This window comes from Nonomuraea muscovyensis, assembly GCF_014207745.1.
Lineage (GTDB): Bacteria > Actinomycetota > Actinomycetes > Streptosporangiales > Streptosporangiaceae > Nonomuraea > Nonomuraea muscovyensis.
Genome location: NZ_JACHJB010000001.1, coordinates 711,828 through 728,916, shown reverse-complemented (window position 1 = coordinate 728,916; position 17,089 = coordinate 711,828). Strand labels below are relative to the sequence as shown.

17 protein-coding genes are annotated in these 17,089 nt (G+C 71.6%); 7 read left to right on the top strand and 10 right to left on the bottom strand.

The genetic code is table 11. From position 1 onward, the window contains the following. Positions 1-8: 8 nt before the first annotated feature. Both FHU36_RS03500 and glnA read right to left on the bottom strand, forming a co-directional pair. On the bottom strand, positions 9-560 hold the full coding sequence (locus tag FHU36_RS03500; RefSeq protein ID WP_185082358.1) for a Pycsar system effector family protein: 552 nt from the start codon (positions 558-560) through the stop codon (positions 9-11). A gap of 185 nt (positions 561-745) precedes the next feature. Beyond that, complete coding sequence (gene glnA, locus FHU36_RS03495; protein WP_185082357.1) at positions 746-2,170, bottom strand: type I glutamate--ammonia ligase; 1,425 nt, start codon at positions 2,168-2,170, stop codon at positions 746-748. Between the two features lie 177 nt (positions 2,171-2,347). Here glnA and FHU36_RS03490 point away from each other — a divergent pair, with 177 nt between their 5' ends. Next, positions 2,348-2,860, top strand: coding sequence for a nuclear transport factor 2 family protein (locus tag FHU36_RS03490; protein ID WP_185082356.1), 513 nt, complete (start codon positions 2,348-2,350; stop codon positions 2,858-2,860). 117 nt (positions 2,861-2,977) lie between these two features. On the opposite strand, the gene FHU36_RS03485 is transcribed toward FHU36_RS03490, so the two are convergent. Continuing rightward, a complete protein-coding gene (locus FHU36_RS03485; RefSeq protein WP_185082355.1) occupies positions 2,978-3,190 on the bottom strand; it encodes a hypothetical protein in 213 nt (70 codons plus the stop codon). Between the two features lie 128 nt (positions 3,191-3,318). Here FHU36_RS03485 and FHU36_RS03480 point away from each other — a divergent pair, with 128 nt between their 5' ends. The 5 genes from FHU36_RS03480 to FHU36_RS03460 all read left to right on the top strand — a co-directional run bounded on the left by FHU36_RS03480 (position 3,319) and on the right by FHU36_RS03460 (position 6,735). Further along, a complete protein-coding gene (locus FHU36_RS03480; RefSeq protein WP_185082354.1) occupies positions 3,319-3,780 on the top strand; it encodes an RDD family protein in 462 nt (153 codons plus the stop codon). Positions 3,781-3,905: 125 nt separating this feature from the next. Continuing rightward, positions 3,906-4,820 (top strand): NADP-dependent oxidoreductase, encoded by a 915-nt coding sequence (locus FHU36_RS03475; RefSeq protein ID WP_185082353.1) that lies wholly within the window; start codon positions 3,906-3,908, stop codon positions 4,818-4,820. A 58-nt stretch (positions 4,821-4,878) separates the two neighbouring features. Then, the gene (locus FHU36_RS03470) at positions 4,879-5,526 is read left to right on the top strand and encodes a TetR/AcrR family transcriptional regulator (protein WP_246502154.1); all 648 of its coding nucleotides are present in this window, start codon (positions 4,879-4,881) and stop codon (positions 5,524-5,526) included. A 222-nt stretch (positions 5,527-5,748) separates the two neighbouring features. Continuing rightward, positions 5,749-6,462 (top strand): glycoside hydrolase family 113 protein, encoded by a 714-nt coding sequence (locus FHU36_RS03465; protein WP_246501938.1) that lies wholly within the window; start codon positions 5,749-5,751, stop codon positions 6,460-6,462. 81 nt (positions 6,463-6,543) lie between these two features. Further along, complete coding sequence (locus FHU36_RS03460) at positions 6,544-6,735, top strand: hypothetical protein (RefSeq protein WP_185084865.1); 192 nt, start codon at positions 6,544-6,546, stop codon at positions 6,733-6,735. Here FHU36_RS03460 and FHU36_RS03455 read toward each other — a convergent pair. Both FHU36_RS03455 and FHU36_RS03450 read right to left on the bottom strand, forming a co-directional pair. Continuing rightward, positions 6,714-7,919: a hypothetical protein gene (locus tag FHU36_RS03455; protein ID WP_185082352.1), complete on the bottom strand. Its 1,206-nt coding sequence runs from the start codon at positions 7,917-7,919 to the stop codon at positions 6,714-6,716. The two genes, FHU36_RS03460 and FHU36_RS03455, sit on opposite strands and share 22 nt — an antisense overlap. Before the next feature lie 152 nt (positions 7,920-8,071). After that, on the bottom strand, positions 8,072-9,361 hold the full coding sequence (locus FHU36_RS03450) for a HesA/MoeB/ThiF family protein (protein WP_312891419.1): 1,290 nt from the start codon (positions 9,359-9,361) through the stop codon (positions 8,072-8,074). Between FHU36_RS03450 and FHU36_RS03445 the strand changes: the two genes are divergently transcribed. After that, positions 9,341-12,499: an AfsR/SARP family transcriptional regulator gene (locus tag FHU36_RS03445; protein WP_185082351.1), complete on the top strand. Its 3,159-nt coding sequence runs from the start codon at positions 9,341-9,343 to the stop codon at positions 12,497-12,499. The two genes, FHU36_RS03450 and FHU36_RS03445, sit on opposite strands and share 21 nt — an antisense overlap. A 98-nt stretch (positions 12,500-12,597) precedes the next feature. Here FHU36_RS03445 and FHU36_RS03440 read toward each other — a convergent pair whose 3' ends face one another. From FHU36_RS03440 to lipB, 5 genes are all read right to left on the bottom strand, one after another. Next, a complete protein-coding gene (locus tag FHU36_RS03440; RefSeq protein WP_185082350.1) occupies positions 12,598-13,383 on the bottom strand; it encodes a class I SAM-dependent methyltransferase in 786 nt (261 codons plus the stop codon). Further along, a complete protein-coding gene (locus tag FHU36_RS03435; protein WP_185082349.1) occupies positions 13,383-14,063 on the bottom strand; it encodes a DUF4191 domain-containing protein in 681 nt (226 codons plus the stop codon). Before FHU36_RS03435 ends, FHU36_RS03440 begins: the two co-directional genes overlap by 1 nt. An 85-nt stretch (positions 14,064-14,148) precedes the next feature. Beyond that, positions 14,149-15,078, bottom strand: a complete 930-nt coding sequence (gene lipA / locus FHU36_RS03430) for a lipoyl synthase (protein WP_185082348.1) — start codon at positions 15,076-15,078, stop codon at positions 14,149-14,151. 72 nt (positions 15,079-15,150) lie between these two features. Further along, on the bottom strand, positions 15,151-16,134 hold the full coding sequence (locus tag FHU36_RS03425; protein ID WP_185082347.1) for a M48 family metalloprotease: 984 nt from the start codon (positions 16,132-16,134) through the stop codon (positions 15,151-15,153). A 190-nt stretch (positions 16,135-16,324) separates the two neighbouring features. Further along, positions 16,325-17,062: a lipoyl(octanoyl) transferase LipB gene (gene lipB / locus FHU36_RS03420; RefSeq protein ID WP_185082346.1), complete on the bottom strand. Its 738-nt coding sequence runs from the start codon at positions 17,060-17,062 to the stop codon at positions 16,325-16,327. Positions 17,063-17,089: the final 27 nt, after the last annotated feature.

Genomic DNA, 17,089 nt, shown 5'->3' with positions numbered 1-17,089 from the left:
TCAGCGACTCAGAGCACCAACTGGAGCACCGTGGAGCCGCTCGTGGTCCCGACAGACGCGAGCAACAGCCAGAATCCCCATCGGATCAGCCGGTACTTCCGCCCGACGATCACGCTGACGGCCTGAATCTGCTCCGCGAGCCTGGTCAAATCATCATCTTCGCCATGCCTGTGGAGCGCCTCGGCGATCTCTCGCGCCGAGCGGTACCGCCGGACGTCACCGAAGTACGCCAGCCCGAGTGCCCGTTTCGTGAGGCGCGGGTACACCGCCCCCGCCAGACAGGCCAGCGCTCCGAGAGCGCACGCGGCACCCACCCACCATAGCCACTGCAGGCCCGGGTGAAGCCGTACAGGCGACCAGTTGCCGGCGAGCAGCCCGCCGGCAACCGCTCCGATGCCCACCCCGGCGATGCCAAGGAGGACCTGAGCCTTCATATCCGCTCGGTTGAGCTCCTCGCGGGCCTCGGCGAACATCCGAGCGCCGTGGGCACGCGCCAGGACGTCCTGGTCCTCGGCGGCGGCGCGCGCGGCCTTCCTACTTAACCACCGTGGCATCGGCATGCAGCCATTCCACCCGGCGGTGGCCGCACGCGAAAGGACCTGAGCGTCTTCCAGTGGGAGAAGAGCGCATGCGAAAGGCCGCCGAGCGTGTCCTGGACGGACGGTCGCTCGACGGCCTCACGTGGGATGCCCGAGTGCCCGGCAGCTCACCTGCCGAGGTTTTCGCAGGTCGCGGCCTCAGCCGCTCAGACGTCGTAGTACAGCTCGAACTCGTGCGGGTGGGGGCGCAGGCGGATCGGGTCGACCTCGTTCTCGCGCTTGTAGGAGATCCACGTCTCGATCAGGTCGGGCGTGAAGACGCCGCCCTCGAGGAGGTAGTCGTGGTCTGCCTCCAGGGCGCTGAGCACCTCGGGCAGCGAGCCCGGGACCTGCGGGACCTGGCGGGCCTCCTCCGGCGGGAGCTCGTAGAGGTCCTTGTCCACCGGCTCCGGCGGCTCGATCTTGTTGCGGATGCCGTCGATGCCGGCCATCAGCATGGCGGCGAACGCGAAGTACGGGTTGCACGACGGGTCGGGCACCCGGAACTCGATGCGCTTGGCCTTGGGGTTGGAGCCCGTGATCGGGATGCGCACGCAGGCCGACCGGTTGCGCTGGCTGTAGACCAGGTTGACGGGGGCCTCGTAGCCGGGCACCAGGCGGTGGTAGGAGTTGACCGTCGGGTTGGTGAAGGCCAGCAGCGACGGGGCGTGCTTGAGCAGGCCGCCGATGTAGTAGCGGGCGGTGTCGGACAGGCCCGCGTAGCCGACCTCGTCGTAGAACAGCGGCGAGCCGTCCTTCCACAGCGACTGGTGGCAGTGCATGCCAGAGCCGTTGTCACCGAAGATCGGCTTGGGCATGAAGGTGACCGTGTGGCCGTACTCCATGGCCGTGCTCTTGATGATGTACTTGTAGAGCATCAGGTTGTCGGCCGTCTTGAGCAGCGTGCCGAACCTGAAGTCGATCTCCGCCTGGCCGGCCGTGCCGACCTCGTGGTGCTGCATCTCCACGTCGATGCCGCACTCGATGAGGTTGCGCACCATCTCCGAGCGCAGGTCGGTGAAGTGGTCCATCGGCGGCACCGGGAAGTAGCCGCCCTTGTAGCGCGGCTTGTAGCCGAGGTTGCCGCCCTCGGTGGCCTTGCCGGTGTTCCAGGCGCCCTCGATGGAGTCGATGTAGTAGTAGCCGGCGTTCTGCTTCGTCTCGAAGCGGACGTCGTCGAAGATGTAGAACTCCGCCTCCGGGCCGAAGTAGACCGTGTCGGCGATGCCGGTGCCCTTGAGGTACTCCTCGGCCTTGCGCGCGACGTTGCGCGGGTCGCGGCTGTAGGCCTCGCCCGTCAGCGGGTCGTGCACGAAGAAGTTGATGTTGAGCGTCTTGTGCTGGCGGAACGGATCGAGGACCGCGCTCGTCGGGTCGGGCAGCAACAGCATGTCGGATTCGTGGATCGCCTGGAAACCACGGATGGACGAGCCGTCGAACATGAGACCGTCGGTGAAGACGTTGCCGCTGAAGTTCTCGACCGGGAAGGTGAAGTGGTGAGTCGTGCCCGGCAGGTCGGTGAACCTGACATCGACGAACTGCACCCCTTCGTCGCTGATGTACTTCAGGACGTCGTCGGCGGAGTTGAACACTCTCGAACCTCCCTGGGAAATGACTCTCCACACTGAAGCTAGGCCGAGGCCGTTTCCGATCGGTGTCCCGATTGTTTCGCACATGTTAAGCGGCCCGTCAGGGCGGGCGACCGCATAACCAGGGGATATGACAACCGGAATTGGACCGGCGGAGGGGCGCCCGGCCAGCATGAAGGCATGATCTCCCGATCTCTCGCGGCGCTGCTGTGCGCGCTGGTCGCCGTCACGGCGTGCTCGGCCGGGCAGGGTGCGCCCAGGCTCGGGGAGCCGTCCGCCCTGCCCTCCTCGTCCGCCTCGACGCCCTCGTCCCCGTCCTCGTCCCCGTCCCCGTCCCCGCCCGGCTCGGGTGCGTCGGTGCCGGCGGGCCACCGGGAACTGGTCGGCCGCTTCGTCGAGGCGATCAACCGGGGGGAGACCCGCCGGGTCGCGGACGTCTTCGCCGAGGACGCCACCTTCGACAGCGTCGGCCGGATCTACCGGGGCCGCGCGGAGATCATGGGCCGCTTCCTGGAGCCGGAGGTGATCCGGGCGGGCGGCAGGTACTCGCTGCTGCGGGTCGCGCCGGGTGGGGCTGGGCGAGTGGTGGCCGAGTTCGACTACGACACCGGCCACGGCGGCAAGGAGCACTTCACCTACGACTGCGCGGTGTCGGGCGGCCGCTTCACCGACTGTGTCGGCCGCTACGTCTGACGGGAGCAGCCGTGCCAGGACGGGCGTCAGGGCAGGACGGGCGTCAGGGCAGGGACGGACGTCAGTCAGGCGTCAGGGCGGGGACGGATGTCCAGTCAGGCGTCGCAGGGACGGGTGTCAGGGCAGCAGGCCGGGCTGTGAAGCCAGCACGGCGACGGCGGCGGCGACCACCGCGATGACCGCGGCGACGGCCAGCAGCAGCAGCCGTCGCGGTCTCGCCGAGGGCCGCGCGCCCCGGCCCGCCGCGGCCCGCATCCGCCGCAGTTCCTTCTCGTCGATCTGGGCGACCAGCGCCTCGAAACGCGCGTCCAGCTCGTCCCCGTATGGCATGACGTCCATGATGATCCCGTCATGACGCGACCAGGTCACGAAACCGCCATGACACGGCCGGGACGCGGGCCCGCCGCGCCACCGGGTCACGGGGCGGACCGCCCGCACCGCCGGATACCGTGGGGTGCATGAGCAGCAAGGAGCCGCGCTGGACGCAGACCTGGCTGGGCGGCGTGCGAGCGGCCGGGGTGGACCTCGGCTATCCCGGCGAGCGCCTGGGCCTGCCGGAGGAGGGCAGCGGAGCCATCGCCGGCTGGGGCAGGCGTATCGCGGCCCTGGTCATCGACTGGATGATCTGCACGTGGGCGATCACCCGGCTGCTGCTCGGCATCGACCCCGCCACCTCGCCGTGGGTGCCCGCCGTGGTGTTCGCCGTGCAGTACCTCGTGCTGGTGGCGTTCATGGGGCAGACGTTCGGTCACCGGCTGGCCGGCATCAGGGTGGCCGCGATGGACGGCGGCGACCCGCGGCTGCTGCCCGTGGTGGTGCGGTCCGTGCTGCTCATCCTGGCCCTCCCGCCGTTGATCTTCGACCGCGACCACCGCGGCGTGCACGACCGGGTGTCCAACACCATGGTCGTCCGCATGTGACCGGGCCTGAAGGGTTGTCACGTTTCGGCGTGGTGCGCCGTCTCCCTCCTGACGGATGAACAGGCCGGTGCCGCGGGCCTTCAGGTTCACGCCTGACGGGCCCGGCACCGTACGGAGGGAAGCGCATGAAAGCAGTCCGCATCCACCAGCGGGGCGACCACGAGGATCTGGTGTACGAGGACGCCCCGCACCCCTACGCCGCGACCGGTGACGTGCTGGTCAGGGTGCACGCCGCCGGTTTCGTCCCCGACGAGCTGAGCTGGCCCGGCACCTGGGTGGACCGCGCCGGGCGGGACCGCACTCCGTCCGTCCCCTGCCACGAGCTGGCCGGGGTCGTCGCCGAGGTCAGGTACGGCACCAGCGTCCTGGCGCCCGGCGACCGGGTCTTCGGCCTCACCGACTGGCACCGCGACGGCGCCGCCGCCGAGTACGTCGCCGTGGAGGCACGCAACCTCACGCCGATGCCCGCCTCCCTCGACTTCGAGCAGGCCGCCGCCCTGCCCCTGGCGGGCCTGACCGCCTGGCAGGGCCTGTTCACCCACGGCGGCCTGCGGGCCGGGCAGAGCGTCGTCGTCCACGGCGCGGCGGGAGGGACGGGCACCCTGGCCGTCCAGCTCGCCCGGCACGCGGGGGCCCGCGTCATCGCCACCGGCCGCGGCAACGCCGCCGAGACGGCCACGCGACTGGGCGCCCACACCTTCGTCGACCTCGAACGGCAACCGCTGGAGCAGGCCGTGGGCCAGGTGGACCTGGTCTTCGACACCATCGGCGGCGACCTGCTCGCCCGCTCCGCCGGTCTGGTCAAGCCGGGTGGCGCACTCGTCTCCATCACCGCGCCGCCACCGGTGACCCCCGCCGCCGGGCGCGCCGTCTTCTTCATCGTCGAACCCGACCGCGCGCAACTCGCCGAACTCGCCGGTCTGGCCGGCAGCGGCGCGGTGCGCGCCCACGTCGGCGCCGTCCATCCGCTGGCCGAGGCCGCGAAGGCGTTCGCCGCCAAGCGACGCGGCGTCCCGGGCAAGGTCGTCCTGAGCGTCTGAGCGTAAATAACCGTACCGGGTTCATTTTTGAACCCGGTACGGTTATGGTGGTCCCGTGATGATGGCAGGGCTCAGGGAGCGCAAGAAGGAGCAGACGCGGCAGCGGATCGCCGAGGTGGCGCTGCGCCTGTTCGCCGAGCGGGGCTACGACGCGGTCACCGTGGCCGAGGTCGCCGAGGCGGCCGGGGTGGCCAAGGTGACGCTGTTCAGCTACTTCCCCAGCAAGGAGTGTCTCGCCCTCGACGGCGTCGAGCAGGACATGGCGCGCGTCGTGACCGGGCGGCTGCCCGGCCAGACGCCGCTCGCCGCCCTCCGCGAGCACTACCGGTCGATGGCGGCACAGGAGCTCGGCGAGCCGGATGTGGCGGCGCTGACGGCCCGCGTCGGCGTCGTCTCGGCCAGCCCGGCGCTGATGTCCGCCCTCCACCAGTCCTACGCGCGGCAGCGCCACGAGCTGGCCGCCGCCCTCTCCCCGCGCACCCGCGGCACCACCGGCGCGGACTGCGTGACGCCCGGCCTGGTCGCATCGCTCGTCGCGGCGCAGATCACCGCCTCGGTCACCACGCTCCAGGAGGCGTTCTTCCAGCGGCTGGCCACCGGGACCCCGCTGGCGCAGGCGTCGCGGCGGCTCGCGGAGGACGTCGAGGTGGCGTTCGACCTGCTCGAACACGGAGCCACGGCCCACGAACCAGAGGACAGGGCATGAAAAGGGGGATCAACTATGACACCGGCTTCCTGCCGGGAGCGCACCTGTCGCGCACGGCGTTCGACGCCGCCACCGTGCGCAGCGAGATGCGGGTGATCGCCGAGGAGCTGCACTGCCAGGTCGTCCGCGTCTCCGGCCGCGACCACCGACCGGCTCGCCCTGGCCGCCGAGCTCGCCGCCGCCGCCGGGCTGGAGGTCTGGTTCGCGCCCTTCCCCGTGGACGTGCCGCACGACGACATGCTCGCCCTGTACGCCGACTGCGCCCGCCGGGCCGAGAAGCTGCGGCGCGGCGGTGTCGAGGTGGTGCTCGTCACCGGCTGCGAGACGAGCGCTTTCGGCCCCGGCTTCATCCCCGGCGACACCTACGGCGACCGGCTCTCCGCCATGGCCGCCGCCGACCTGGAGTGGTGGCAGTCGATCGGGGAGGTCATCCCGCGGTTCAACGCCTTCCTCGCCGAGGCGGCCGAGACCGTGCGCCCCCTGTTCGGCGGCAGGGTGACGTACGCCGCCGGGCCGTGGGAGTTCATCGACTGGACCCCGTTCGACGTGGTCGGCGTCGACGCCTACCGCGCCGCCTACAATGCCGGCCACTTCCGCGAGGAGCTGCGCGCCCACTTCGGGCACGGCAAGCCGGTCGCCGTGACCGAGTTCGGCACCTGCGCCTACCAGGGCGCCGCCGGGCGCGGCGGCCACGCCTGGATGGTGCCCGAGGGCGCGCGGCCCGACGAGGGGGAGCAGGTCCGCTACCTCACCGAGCTGCTCGACGTGTTCGAGGAGGAGGGCGTGGAGACCGCCCTGTGGTTCACCTTCGCCGGCTACACCCGCACCGGCCCGGCCGACCTCGGCTCGTACGGCGTGGTCCGGATGCTCGGCGCGACCACGTGGGAGCCCAAGGAGGTCTTCCACGCCATGGCCGCGAGATACGGCCGCGGGTGAGGCGTCAGGGGTCGCGGTGACCGAGTTCGGCACCTGCGCCCACCAGGGTGCCGCGCCGGGCGCGGCGGCCACGCCCGGACGGTGCCCGAGGGCGCGCGGCCCGACGAGGGGGAGCAGGTCCGCTACCTCACCGAGCTGCTCGACGTGTTCGATCGGGAGGGCGTATCGCAGCTCGATGCGCTCGCGATCCCCGGCGGGCCGATGGGGGTTCTCCACGACCATGAACACCGGCACCCGGCGAGCGATACTCGTCAGAGCAACCTGCGAGCGTGACGCAGCCGCCGCTCGCGCAGCGCCAGCAGTGGCGGCAGGCTGAGCTGGACGGCGATGTAGAGCACCACCGCCACCGCCTCCCAGAAACCCGCCGAGTCGATCGCGCCGCCGCCGAGCTGCGTCGCAGCCCATCGGCCCAGCGAGGCCATCAACGGCAGCACAACCGCGATGAACGTCCATGCCATTCCGGCGACACCTGCCAGATACAGCAGCATGAACCAGCGGGCGACCTGCCGATCGCGTTCGCCCGCCGCTGTCAGCTCGGCCGTCTCGGCGTCGGTGAGCCGGAACAGCCTGGCCTTGGCGGTCAGCCAGGTCGTCCGGTACAGGTTGTGGCAGCGGAGCGCGTTGGCGAGCAGGGCGTAGGAGTCGCTGCGCAGCGGCAGGGCGGCCCACTGCCAGATGATCGTGTAGCTGAGGAGCAGCACCGTGGCGGCCAGCACGTCGTCGACGAACGGGGGAGGCACGAGCGTACGCAGTCCCAGCGCCAGGGCCAGGACCACGATGTCGACGGCCATCCCGGCCAGGTAGACCCCGTAGCGACGGTGGCGCGGAACTGCGACGATCTGGGTCAGGTCGGTCTCGAAGACGATGTAGATCCCCCGGTAGCTCACCCGGAAGATCGCCGGCACGCCGATGGCCCGCCCGGCCAGCCAGTGCCAGGCCTCATGCAGGGCACCGAAGACGATGACGAGCAACAGCCAGCCGAACGCGGACAATCCCGGGCTGGGCAGGAACCAGGCGTCCTCCCAGGAGGGGCGCAGCCGGGGGTTCAGCAGCATCAGGGTCACGACGAACACCGCGGCGGCCGCGTAACAGAACCAGGCCACAGGGCCGAACAGCCGGCCCGCCATACGGGGGCTGACCCCCTCGATCCACCTGATCTGCCCGTGCCCGACCGTGCCCGCGGCCATCTCGCCGGGCGGGTCGAGCAGGCCGGCGGCGGTCAGCCCCTCCAGGAAGTCGGCCCCGTCCACCTCCTCGCCCGCGACCTCGCCGGCCCGTTCAGCGGCCTCAGCCACCGAGCCCGTCTGCTGCAGCGTGGTGACGAAAGCGGCCCCGGGTTCCGGCACCGCGACGAAGACACCCAGCTCCGGACGCCCGAGGATCCATGCCTCGCCGTCGAAGGCGACGGTCAACCGCGCAGCTCGCTCCCGCAGGTTCTCCTCCACGGACGCCGCCATCGTCTCTCCGATCTCTCGTTCGGGTCAGGAGCACGAAGGGCCGCACCCTCGATCAGCCAGGGTGCGGCCCCTCGTCGATTCTCAGGAATCGGGGTGGATCAGCTGGGTCAGCCGGGTGTTCTCGACTCGCACGATCTCGATCTTCACAGTGGTCACCTCCCTCCGCATACTTCGCAGGCGGGGTCTCGCAACCACTCGGTCTGACTCGTCGCACAGCCGCGCGCGAAGTCGATGGCGAGTGGGCGGCCGGCGTATGCCGGTGGCTCGAAATCTGTCAGGTAGCGCAGCACTTCAAAGGCGCCGTAAGCGCCCAGCAGGCCGGCGACCGGACCGATGCCACGGTTGGGCTGCGGTTTGCCGACGAACAGGCGGGTGGCGGCGATGGCCTGGGCGACGGCAGGCTCGTCCGGATCGGGGAAGTCGTCCGGGTTCGACGGGTCGGCGGGCACGCAGGCGCGGCAGGCGCTGACACCAGGCTGCACCGACCAGACGGTCCCCAGGGTGACGGAGATGCCACCGCGGACGAAGGGTACGCCGTTGCGCACACAGGCCTCGTTGACCCAGAGGTCGATGGTGTTGGGCCGGTCGATGCCGGAGGCCACCACGTCGGGCCTGATGCGCCCGACGAGGTCGGCGAGCTGCTCGCATCCCTCGATCCCCGCGTCGATGGCCTCGACCTCGACGGCGGGGTCGAACTCCTTGACCCAGTTCGCGGCTCGCTGAACCTTGCGTGCGCCGATGTCGTCCCACCGGTAGAGGTACTGGCGCGCGAAGTTGCGTGGGTCCACGGTGTCCCGGTCGAGGAGCGTCATCTTGCCGACGCCCAGCCCTGCCAGGTGCGGAATGGTGTTGGAGTTCAGGCCGCCGGTGCCCAGCACCAGCACGTGCGACTCGCGCAGGCGCCGCTGCAGGTCCTCGCGGCTTCGATCGAGGCTGCCGAACGACTCGAAGAATGCCAGGTTGCTGAAGTAACGCTCGGCCTGGTCAGGCTCCAGCCGGTCGAGGCGGTCGCCGTCCTCGAGCATGCGCTCGGCGTCGAACGCCTCGACCGCGCCACGCACGTCGCCCTCGTCCAAGGACAGCTCGGCCGCCAGCTCGGCGATGGTGCGCCCACCCTCGCTGAGCAGGCCGAGAAGCTTCTCCACCGTCCCGTCAGGATCGGAGAGCAACCACTGGTCGCGTGGGTCATACACCAGGCGCAGCTGATCCCCGACCCGTTCCCAGGCGATGCCCTTGAGCCGTGGCCTCATCTGTGCGTCACCCCTCCTCTGGTTGCGGATCGCCAGGACTCTGGCACCTGCGCGCATGGATGGCGCATGGATGGCGCACGCAAATTGATCTGTCTGCAGAAACTGGATTACGGTCTGACCGTGAGATCCGCCGGCGTCCGACTCCTGGTACTCGGCCCCTTGGAGATCGCCGTGGACGGCCAGACCATCCACCTGACCAGCCGGCAGCGGGCACTGCTGGCAGCCTTGGTGCTCGATGCCGGTCGAGTGGTTTCCGTCGAGCGGCTGGCAGACCGGCTCTGGGATGAGAACCCGCCGCCCTCCGCCGCGGCCAGATTGCGGGCGCTCATCGCGGAGCTACGCCGGGCGCTCGGGTCCCACGGGCCCCAAGTGATCGTCACCCGCAGTCCCGGCTACCGGGCCGACACCGGAGCCCTCTCCGTGGACGCCGACGAGTTCGTCTTCCTGGTGGATGAGGCACACCGAGCAGCCGAGCTCGGCAGGCACGCGGATGCCATCGCCGGCTACGACGCGGCCTTACGCCTGTGGCGCGGCGAACCGTTCACCGACCTCTCGGGTGCGACGGCACACGCCGAACGGCACCGGCTGGAGGAGCGCAGATGGGAGGTCGTGGAGGGCCGGGCCGCGGCCTTGCTGGAGCTCGGCCGTGGCCAGGCGGCCGTGGCCCAGCTGATGCGGCTCGTCGCTGAGCAGCCGCTGCGGGAGCGGCCGCATGGCCTGCTCATGCGCGCACTGTACGGGGGTGGGCGGTTGCCCGATGCTCTGGAGGTGTACCGGGACTTCCGAGCCCGCCTCGTCCGTGAACTCGGGGTCGAACCCGGCAAGGAGCTCCAGCGACTGCACCAGGACATGCTGGACGGCGAACCGGTGGTGGCGACGGCGGCCACGGCACCCGTACCACGCCAGTTGCCCGCGGTCACCAGCCGCTTCGTCGGCCGGGCGGCCGAGCTGCGCCACATGGACACCGGTCATGTGACGCTCGTGGCCGGCCCCGCAGGCGTCGGGAAGACCGCGCTGGCACTCCACTGGGCCCACCGTTCGGCCGGCGACTTCCCCGGCGGGCAGCTCTTCCTGAACATGCGGGGCTTCGACCAGCGCGAGCCGATGTCACCGTCCGAGGCGCTGCAGTTGCTGTTGCACGGTCTCGGCGTGGCGGCGCGGGACATCCCGGTCGAGCCGGACGCGCAGGCCGCCATGTACCGCTCCCTCATGGCGGACCGGCGGTCGCTGCTGATCCTGGACGACGTCGCCGGGCCGGATCAGGTGAGGCCGTTGCTGCCCGGCGCCCCCGGCTGCCGGGTCGTCATCACCAGCCGCGCCAGGCTGGGCAGCCTGGTGGCGCTGGACGGCGTCGAACGCCTCACGCTGGACGTGCTCGCTCACGATGACGCGTTGCGACTGGTGGCCCAAGGCGTCGGGGAGGAACGCCTGCGCAGGGAGCCGGAGGCCGCCGCCGAGCTCCTGAGGCTCTGCGGGAGGCTGCCGCTCGCTCTGTCCATCGCCATCTCGTGGATCGGCGACCACGAACACCGGATGATCAGCCACTACGTCCGCCGCCTGGAGGACCGGGGGCGACTCATGCGGCTGCGCGCCGAAGGCGACGAGAGTACCGCGGTGCAGGCAGCCCTCGACCTGTCGCACCGGGCGCTACCAGCCGCGGCGCAGCGGATGTTCCGCCTGATCAGCCTGGCTCAGGGCGTCGAGATCTCCGCCGCCGCGGCGGCGGCCCTCGCGCGGACCAGCGCCGAGCAGGCCGAGGACCTGCTCGGCGCCGCGGCCCGCATCCACCTGCTGGAGGAGATCGGCCCGGGTCGCTACGCCGCTCATGACTTGGTGCTGGAGTACGCCAGGCAGCGCAGCCTCGCCGAGGACACCCCGGCGGAGCGGCGCGCTGCCGTTCACCGTGTGCTCGAGTACTACCTGCGCACCGTCGGCGAGGCCGTCGCCGCGTCCGGCTTCCAAGCCCCCGAGCAGCCCAGCCACGCGTCCGCTCCCGGCGTGAACGCGACGACCTTCGACAGCATGGCGGAGGCGACCGACTGGTTCGACACCGAATGGGACAACCTCGTGGCCGCCGTGTCGTACGCGGCCGCGCACGGACCGTCTCCCTACGCCTGGCTGATGGTCGAGGCCATGACAGACCTGATGCATCACCGTCGTACCCACGGGGAACGGCTGCGGCTGGCCGGGATCGGCCTGCAGGCCGCCGAGCGCGAGGGCGATCTACGGGGGCAGGCCGCGATGCACCACTTCATGGGCCTGGTCCGGTGGCGCATGACTGACCCGGCCGGCTCGCTGCGAGACCACGAACGTGCCCTGTCCCTGGCACGACGCGTCGGATGGGCGCAGGGCGAGGCCAAGGCGCTGCAGGGCTGCGGGGTGGCACTCAAGCAGTTCGGGAGGCCGGACCTGGCCATCCCACGCTACCGGCAAGCCCTGGAGATCCACCGCCGGCTGGGGCTCAGGGGCGGCGAGTCGCGCGCCCTGAACAACCTGGCCTCGGGCTACCTCATCCTCGGCCGGCTCGACCGCGCGGAGCAGAGCCTGCTCGCCAACCTGCCGTTGACCGCGGAGTCCGGCGACCGGCACATGCGCGTGCTGACCCTGGTCAACCTGGCCCTTGTCTGCCAGCAACAGGCGCGCTTCGACGAGGCCCTCACCTTCCTCGACGACGCGCACGCCGTGGCGGGCGCGGCGGGCCTACGCTACGCCGAGGGGGTGACGCACGAGACATACGGCTGGGTGCACTGCGACGCCGGACGGTACGAGCGGGCCGTGAACGCCTTCGACCGGGCGCTCGGCCTCGCCCGGGAAGTGGAGAACCGGCCTTGCCAGATCGCCTCCCTGACCGGGATGGCGCAGTCGAAACTGGCGCTCGGCCGGACGGAGGAGGCACTCGCGCATCTCGACGCCGCGCTGGAGCTGGCGGAGCGCACGGGCACCGACCTGGACCACGTGTTGCTCGGCTTCGCCCAGGCCCACCACAGCATGGGCCGGTACGCCGACGCGCAGGAGGCGGCGCAGCGCGCGTTGAAGCTGGCCGTCATCTCCAACCCGCTGAACGTGGCGCGCCTGCACAGGATTCTCGGCGACATCCACCTCGCGGTGGGTGACACCGAACATGCTGCTCAGGCCTGCGAGCAGGCGCTTCGGCACGCCCGCCGCTCCGGGCAGCGGCTGGAGTGCGCCCGCGCCCTCATGACACTGGGCCATGCCAGCAGGCCTGCCGACGACCGGAGGGCACGGCAATACTGGGCCCGGGCCCACGAACTGTTCTCGGCCATCGGCGCGCCGGAGCGGCTGGCGAGCGAGGCGCTGTTGAACTCCTAGGGTGCCCGAGGCGCTCGGCTTCGAGCCGGCACTGGGGAACCGCGCACGGCCGGCCGTGGTTTCGGGTGCTCAAGGCCGGAGGCCCGGCCGGTCCGGCGTCAGGGGCGGGCGCAACTGAAGATCGCGGTGCCGGGGAGCTGCCTGCCGCGCAGCGGGCTCCAGCCGCCCCACACCCGCTCGTGCCCCGGCGGCCACTCCGGCTCCAGCAGGCCCGTCAGGACCAGGCCGGAGGCGGCCACCAGGCCCACCCAGTCGCCCATCGTGCGATGGTGCTCGACGTAGGTGACCGCGCCGTCCTCGTCGCGCTCCACGTACGGGGACCGGTCGAAGTAGGAACGGTCGGACGTCAGCCCGCGCGGCCCCGGATCGTCCGGGAACGCCCAGCGGATCGGATGGCTGACCGAGAAGACGAACCGGCCGCCCGGCCGGAGCACCCTGCGCACCTCGCGCAGCACCGCGAGCGGGTCGGCCACGAACGGCAGCGCGCCGAACGCCGAGCACGCCAGGTCGAAGCCGCCGCTCACGAACGGCAGCGCCTCGGCGTCGGCCTGCACCACGGGCACCCGCAGCCCGGTCTCCTCGTCGAGGCGTCGCGCGTGGCGGAGCTGGCGGTGCGACAGGTCGAACGCCGCCACCTCGGCCCCCTGGCCCACCAGCCACCGGGCGCACTGGGCCGCGCCGCAGCCGATCTCCAGCACCCGCCGCCCGCGCACCTCGCCGAGCAGACGGGCCTCGGCCTCGTCGACACCCTCCGGGCACCACACGAAGCCCGCGTCACGCAGGAACGCGCCGTGCTCGACCTGGTAGTCGTCGGCGTTGCCGTCCCACCAGCCGCGGTTGGCCCGCGAGGAGAGCGCCGAGCCGGGCGCGTCGTCGTGAAGCACTAGCGCATCTTGGGGCCGCGCGGCATGCGCGCGCCCTTGGGCATCGGGCCCTTGGGCATCGGCACGTTCTTCGGCAGCGACCGCAGGCGGTCCTTCACCTCGTTGATCGAGGGCTTCTTCAGGTTGCGCGGCAGCTTCATGATGTGGCGCTGCAGCTTGCCCAGCGGCACCTGGCCCTCGCCGTCACCGCACTGGATGTCGTAGATCTCGACGCCCAGCACCACCCGCGCGACGCGCTTCTTCTCGGCCGCCAGCATCCTCGCGACCCGGTTGCCCGGGCCCTCCGAGACGAGGATCACCCCGGGGTGGCCGACCACCATGTGGATGAGGTCCTGGTCACGGTTGACCGCGATCGCCGGGGTCACCTGCCAGTTGCCGCGCATGCCCTGCAGCACGGCCGCGGCCGCGCCGGTCTGACCGTCGAGGATCGAATACTGGGCGCGCTGCGCCAGCTGGCCGAACACCACCAGGCCCACGGTGAGCGCGGCGAGGACGCCGAGGAACACCGAATACCACAGGTAGTCCGTGACCAGGCCGATCACGACGATCACAGCCAGCGTACCGACCGCCGACAGGAAGACGATCGGCATCCCCTTGGGATTTGCCTGCTTGATGATCTGCGCGATCATGCGGAGCTGCTTGATGCGCCCCGGCTTCTCTGGGTCCACGGACTTCGCCATGCTCGCAAGGATACAAAGCAAGTGGTGACGAAAGGAAAACGTGACCTGCGGCCCGGTCACCGGGCCGCAGGCGGCCGCCCCGGCGTCAGCTGCTCTGGCGCGCGGCGATGGCCTGCTGGTAGAGCCTGCCCGCCCGGTAGGACGAGCGGACCAGCGGCCCGGACAGCACCCCGGCGAAGCCGATCGCCTCGGCCTCCGCCTGGAGCTCCACGAACTCCTCGGGCTTGACCCACCGCTCGACCGGGTGGTGCCGCGGAGTGGGACGGAGGTACTGGGTGATCGTGAGCAGGTCGGTGCCGGCGGCGTGCAGGTCGCGCATCGCCGCCACGACCTCCTCCCGGGTCTCGCCCATGCCGAGGATGAGGTTGGACTTGGTGACCAGGCCGGCCTCGCGGGCCGTCGTGATCACGCCCAGGGAGCGCTCGTAGCGGAACGCCGGCCGGATGCGCTTGAAGATGCGCGGCACCGTCTCGACGTTGTGCGCGAACACCTCGGGCTTGGCGGAGAAGACCTCCTCCAGCTGCTCGCGGTTGCCGTTGAAGTCGGGCACGAGCAGCTCGACGCCGCAGCCGGGCAGCAGGGAGTGGATCTGCCGCGCGGTCTCGGCGTAGAGCCAGGCGCCGCCGTCGGGCAGGTCGTCACGGGCGACACCGGTCACCGTCGCGTAGCGCAGGCCCATCTGCTGGACCGACTCGGCGACCCGGCGCGGCTCGTCCTTGTCGTACTCCTTGGGCTTGCCCGTGTCGATCTGGCAGAAGTCGCAGCGCCGCGTGCACTGGTCACCGCCGATGAGGAACGTCGCCTCGCGGTCCTCCCAGCACTCGTAGATGTTGGGGCAGCCCGCCTCTTCGCAGACCGTGTGCAGGCCCTCCCGGCGCACGAGCGATTTGAGCTCGGTGTATTCGGGGCCCGTCTTCAGCTTGGTCTTGATCCACGGGGGCTTGCGCTCGATGGGGGTTTCGGCGTTGCGCACCTCCAGGCGGAGGAGCTTTCGGCCTTCAGGAGCAACGGTCACGAACCCAGCTTACGTCTCCCGGCCGGGCGCCCCGGCCGAGGGTCGGCCCGCGGCGGCCGACCGGCTTCGGGGTCAGCTGATCAGGCCGAAACCGCGCACCGCCCGGGTGTAGTGCCGCAGCAGTTCCTCGTCGATCCGGTCGGACTGGTCCGCGTGGAGCAGGTGCGAACCGGGGGCCGCGGTGAGCACCCCGTCGTCGGTGAGCCGGGCGCGTGCCAGCGCCCCGGCCCTGATCGACGCGATGCCCTCGCCCCGCAGCGCCGCCGCCCGCATGGGGGCCAGGTAGCGCCCGCTCTCCGCCAGCGCCTCCAGCTCGCCGAGGGCCGACGCGGTGACCACCCGCAGCGCCCGCTCCTCGCGCCGCCGCCTCCTGCGGCTCTCGTCCGAACGGACCAGCCGTGTCAGCGTGTACTCCACCAGCAGCAGCGGCCCGCCCAGCACTCTGCCGACGGCCCGGCCGAGCATCCCCGCCACCTCGTAGCCGGTGCCCGGATGGTCGGCGGTCAGGGAGGCGGCGACGACCTTGGTCTGGGCCTCCTCCCGCACCCGCAGCGGCGCCGCGCCGAGCAGCGCCGCACGCCACTCCGCCAGCGTCGCCAGCGCGCCGTCCACCACGACCTCCTCCAGGGACGGGGTCTCGGCACAGGCCACGGCCAGCATCGTCACCCGCTGCCCCGGCGACAGGGCCAGCCACAGCGGCAACCCCACGGCCAGCACGGGCGTGCGCCGCAGGCCGGTACGCACGTAGCGCGCCCCCGGGTCCAGGTCCCTGACCGCGACCCGGTGCGGTCGCGGCACCCCGACCCGGTCGGCCACCCGCTCGACCACCCCGTACAGCTCCGGGGCGGCGGACCGGTCGAGCATCTCGGCGTCGGCGGGCAGCCCGGCGTCCAGGCGGGGCCGCAGCATCCAGCCGATCGCGACGAGCAGCCCGCCGAACAGCCAGCCGACGAACAACCCGGAGTTGACGACGGTCGTCCACACGCCGAGGCCGACGAACGCGAGCGTCAGCGCGTGCACCAGGAGGGCGAGTGCCAGGGCGGGGAGGCGCTTCACGAGCCGATCTTAGGACGCGCCGCGACGCCCGCCCACCCCTCAGGCGGCCCTCCTCACGCGGGCCGGGACACAGCCGGCCGCGCGGCCGGCTCTCCCCGACCGGGTCGGGCCTCGGCGGCCGCCTGGCAGGCGTGTTTCCGGCTGGGCCGGCGATGGCCGCGTGGCGGGTCGTGCTTCCGGCCGGGTGGGCTCAGCGGCCGCGCGGCAGGTCCTCCCCGCCTGGGCCGGGGCCCTGGTGGCCGCGCAGCAGGTCCTCCTCGTGCAGGTCGAACGCCCGTAGGCCGAGCGCCTCCGCCAGTCGCTTCTCGGCGATCGGCAGGACCTCCTCGACCACGATCCGCCGGCCGGTCTCCGCCGACAGCGTGGAGACGCCCACGCCGGGGATGCCGCACGGCACGATCCGGCTGAACCAGCGCGGGTCGTTGGCGCAGTTGAGCGCGAACCCGTGCATGGTGACCCCGCGCGCGACCCGGATGCCCACCGCGCCCAGCAGCCGGTCGGGCAGCCCGAGAGCGGCGTCGCCCACGGCCCACACCCCCGCCCGCCCCGGCACGCGCCGCGCCGAGACGCCGAAGTCGGCACAGATCTGGATCATCGCCTCCTCGACGCGGCACACGTACGTGGTGACGTCGCCGACCGCCACGATCGGGTAGGCGACGAGCTGCCCGGGACCGTGCCAGGTGACGCGGCCGCCCCGGTCGACGTCGATCACGGGCGTGCCGTCGGCCGGCCGCTCGTGGGCCGCTGTGCGTCGGCCCGCGGTGTAGACCGGCGCGTGCTCCAGCATGAGGACGGTGTCGGTCAGCTCACCGGCGACCCGCCGGCCGTGCACCTGGCGCTGAAGCGCCCAAGCCTGCTCGTAGGGGACGTCGACACCAAGGCGGACGATGGCGAGCGCGTGGGGATCGACCCCGTGCTTGGGGCGCATGGGACCATTGTGCCGTTCCGTCACCCC

Coding starts and splice junctions, on each gene's coding strand:
- FHU36_RS03455 (WP_185082352.1), bottom strand. CDS start 7,919: ATGGCGGCGTCCGTGGAGGAGAACCTGCGGGAGCGAGCTGCGCGGTTG.
- FHU36_RS03480 (WP_185082354.1), top strand. CDS start 3,319: ATGAGCAGCAAGGAGCCGCGCTGGACGCAGACCTGGCTGGGCGGCGTG.
- FHU36_RS03435 (WP_185082349.1), bottom strand. CDS start 14,063: ATGGCGAAGTCCGTGGACCCAGAGAAGCCGGGGCGCATCAAGCAGCTC.
- FHU36_RS03500 (WP_185082358.1), bottom strand. CDS start 560: ATGCCGATGCCACGGTGGTTAAGTAGGAAGGCCGCGCGCGCCGCCGCC.
- lipB (WP_185082346.1), bottom strand. CDS start 17,062: ATGCGCCCCAAGCACGGGGTCGATCCCCACGCGCTCGCCATCGTCCGC.
- FHU36_RS03490 (WP_185082356.1), top strand. CDS start 2,348: ATGATCTCCCGATCTCTCGCGGCGCTGCTGTGCGCGCTGGTCGCCGTC.
- FHU36_RS03485 (WP_185082355.1), bottom strand. CDS start 3,190: ATGCCATACGGGGACGAGCTGGACGCGCGTTTCGAGGCGCTGGTCGCC.
- FHU36_RS03475 (WP_185082353.1), top strand. CDS start 3,906: ATGAAAGCAGTCCGCATCCACCAGCGGGGCGACCACGAGGATCTGGTG.
- FHU36_RS03470 (WP_246502154.1), top strand. CDS start 4,879: ATGATGGCAGGGCTCAGGGAGCGCAAGAAGGAGCAGACGCGGCAGCGG.